Origin of the sequence: Rhodoblastus sp., from assembly GCF_041915505.1 — a bacterium.
Taxonomy (GTDB): Bacteria; Pseudomonadota; Alphaproteobacteria; order Rhizobiales; family Beijerinckiaceae; genus Rhodoblastus.
In genome coordinates, this window is record NZ_JAYSBG010000364.1 from 1 (window position 1) to 3,392 (window position 3,392).

A 3,392-nucleotide genomic window follows, 5' to 3' on the forward strand; every position below is an offset into this window, starting at 1 on the left:
CAAGTTCGGTCGGGTCCGGCGCAGCCGGGGCCGCGACATTCGCGGACTCCGATAGCCGGAAATACCGGTATTTCCAGCCAAGGGCCAATCGCGCGACGCATTACGAAGACGTGACCGTCGATGTTCAGCCCGATCCCGAACGCTATCTCATCCAGGACTGGATCATCTCCTTCGCCGACGGCAAGGGCGCCTACGTCAAGGACAACACCGCGGCCAAGAGCTCCAACTGGCATGCCTTCCGGGCGCCGGACCAGGAGTGGGAGCGCACGCATTATCAGCGTCAGTCCCGCATCGAGGTCATGGTTCAGGGCGTGATCGCGAACGGCCGCAAGGCCGGAACGCCGCTGACGTTCGACAAGGCCTGGCTCGGCATTCTCCAGACCCAGCTCGGCGCGTGGAAACATGCGGAGTTCGGCCTCGGCACGTCGCTGATGCACGCCCAGCGCTACGGCTATACGCAGATGATCAACAACGCCACGTTGACCAACTCGTCGTACAAGCTGCGGCTGGCGCAGGACATCACGCTGTTCCTTGCGGAAATCGGCCTGGATATTCCCGGCTGGAGCGATGAAGTCGGCAAGAAGGCGTGGCTGGAAGATCCGATGTGGCAAGGCGTTCGTCGGGCCGTCGAGTCGATCATGGGCGCTACCGATTATCTCGAACAATATTTCGCGACCAATATCGTGTTCGAACCGCTCGTCGGCGAACTCGTCCGCTCCGGCTTCTTCATTCCGGTCGGATCCGCCAACAAGGATTCGATGACCCCATCGGTCATTTCGGCGGCCGAAGGCGATTACGAGCGCAACCTCGCCAACACGATCGACCTCGCCTACCTGCTGGTCAATGACGCCCAATATGGCGAACACAACCGCAGCCTGTTCCAGGGTTGGTTGAAGAAGCATCGCGCGCTCGCCGATGCGGCTGCGACGGCGCTGCAGCCCTTGTGGTCGATGCCGCATTCCAAGCCCATCTCCTACGCCGAGGCGCACGCCAAACGCCAGGAGCGTTTCGAACAGATCATTCGCGAACTCGGCCTCAAGGCCTAAGGGAGTCAAACAATATGTCCACATCAGCGAGAGATTCGTCGCACGCCAATATTTTCAAAACGATGGACACCATCACTTTTGAAGAGACGATTTCGCACCAGTGCGGCGTCACGATGAGCGACTCCGTCGAGGCCCGCGCCATCGCCGAGTTCATGGCGCAAAAGCCGGACGTCATCATCACTTATCAGCCGGCGCTGATCCGCATCGACGGCGTCGGCAAGCTGATCTTCAAGATGGATGAAATCTCCGATTATCTCGGACGCGAGATGACCGCGGAAATGTTCGAAGTGAACGCCTCCACCCATTACGGGCGGATGGTGCGCGTCGACGACAACACGATCATCCTGTTCGGCGATATGACCGAGATGGAAGAATATATCTAAGCCAATCCGGCGGGCCGCTCTTCGGAGCGGCCCGCCACCCTGGCGGGAACCAAATTCCCGGCAGACCGAAATGCGCATTTCCCGTTTCGCCAAACCAATCCGCCCGGGGCCCCGCGGCGGGCAGGAGCTTCTATGCCCAAGATCATGCTGCATAATTCCGAAGCGCGTCAGGCTCTGGCGCGTGGCGTCGCCCGTCTCGCGGCCGCTGTCGTGCCAACCCTCGGCCCCAAGGGTATGAATGCGATGATCGACCGGCCCGTGGGCACGCCGATCATCACGCGCGACGGCGTGAGCATTGCGGCGTCGATCGAGTTGGAAGACCGTTTCGAGAATATGGGCGCGCAGGTCGTGCGCGAAGTCTCGATGCAGACGAATGAAGTCGCAGGCGACGGCACGACCACGGCGATCGTGCTCGCCAATGCGCTCGTTCAATCCGGCAATGCGGCGGCCGGACGCGGGGCGAAAACCGTCGATCTGTGCCGGGGCATCGAACTGGGCGTAGCGGCCGTGGTCGCCGCCCTCAAGGCCTCGGCGAGGCCGGCCAACAACCCCGAAACATTGCGGGCGGTGGCCACCATCGCCGCCACCGATCCGAAGCTTGGCGCGCTGGTCGCCGAGGCGCATGAGAGGGTCGGCCTCAGCGGCATCATCAGCGCGGATTTCAGCGTCACCACCGAGACGACGCTCGACGTTCTGGAAGGCATGTCGTTCGACCGCGGCTATCTGTCCCACCACATGGTCACCGATCAGGAAAAGATGGAAGCCGTGCTGGAGCGGCCATTCATCCTGCTGACCGATTTGAAGATCAAGGATCCGGCGTCGCTCGACAAGGCGCGCGCCATCGCTGATGCGGCGGGCCGCCCGCTGCTCATTGTCGCCGAGGAGGTTTCTCCCGAGGTGATCGTCAACCTCGTGAGCAAGAGCGGCGTCGGCAAATATCTCGTCGTTCATCCGCCGGAATATGGCCACTGGCGCAAGGCGCTGCTCGAGGACATGGCGATCATGACCGGCGGACAGGTCGTCGCCCGCGACCTCGGCGGCCGGATCGAAGACGTCACCGAGGAAACCCTCGGCTCGGCGGCGAGCGTGCGCACCAGCGCGACCCATACATTGATCGTTCGCGGCGGCGGCGATGCCGCGGCGGTCGTCGCCCGCCGCGCTCAGGTTCAGCGGCAATTGGACGTCTCGGCGCCGAATATCGATCAGGACAAGCTGCGCGAACGCGTCGCCAAGCTTTCGGGCGGCGCCGCCGTGCTTTACGCGGGCGGCAGGACGCCGGTCGAACAGAAACGCACCGTCCAGTTGCTGGAAGATTCGCTGAACGCCGTGCGCGCCGCCGCGGAGGAAGGCGTGGTTGCGGGCGGCGGGACGGCGCTTGCCCAGGTCGGGCACGTTCTCGACCCTGTGCTCGCGGGCGCGGCAGGCGACGTGGCGGAGGGCGTGAGGCTGGTCAAGTCGATCCTGACCTGCCCGCTCAAACAGATCGCGCTGAACGCCGGCGCGGATTGCGAGAAGGTCGTCGCCGAGGCCACGGGCCAAAACGCGGGCTATGGCTATAACGCGGCGCGCGGCGTGTTCCAGGACATGTTTGAGGCGGGCGTCATCGATCCCGTCCGCGTCACCACGACGGCGCTCGGCAACGCCGCCTCCGTCGCCGTCCTGATCCTTACCACCGAAACCCTCGTGGCCGATCTGCCCATGGAAGTCGATCCGACCGCCGGACCGAGCCGGGGCGGCGGCGCGGAAAAGCTCGGGCGCGCCTGAACGCGCTCCAAGAAAAGCGGCGAACTCAACGCCGGCGATCGAATTGCCCCAACGGCTTCGATTTTTTTCAAGAGAGGAAAAAATGAAACTGAACCAAATTGCGGGAGCGATGACGGCCGTTGGCCTCTTGCTCCTGAATACCAGCAATGCATTCGCCGGTTCGGAATTGCCGCCCGGCGTTTCGACCGGCTTGGCGCTT

Annotated in this window: 3 protein-coding genes; all 3 read left to right on the plus strand. The window is 63.4% G+C overall.

The window, feature by feature from the left end; genetic code table 11:
* Nucleotides 1-1,046, plus strand: a 1,046-nt coding sequence (locus tag ACE3S9_RS16955) for a toluene hydroxylase (RefSeq protein ID WP_374547656.1), incomplete at its 5' end; no start/stop codon positions are given.
* A 14-nt stretch (nucleotides 1,047-1,060) separates the two neighbouring features.
* Nucleotides 1,061-1,429 carry an MmoB/DmpM family protein gene (locus ACE3S9_RS16960; protein WP_283365610.1) on the plus strand — a complete coding sequence of 123 codons (369 nt, stop codon included), beginning with the start codon at nucleotides 1,061-1,063 and terminating at the stop codon, nucleotides 1,427-1,429.
* A gap of 132 nt (nucleotides 1,430-1,561) precedes the next feature.
* Complete coding sequence (locus ACE3S9_RS16965; RefSeq protein ID WP_374547657.1) at nucleotides 1,562-3,193, plus strand: molecular chaperone GroEL; 1,632 nt, start codon at nucleotides 1,562-1,564, stop codon at nucleotides 3,191-3,193.
* The last annotated feature ends 199 nt before the right edge of the window (nucleotides 3,194-3,392 follow it).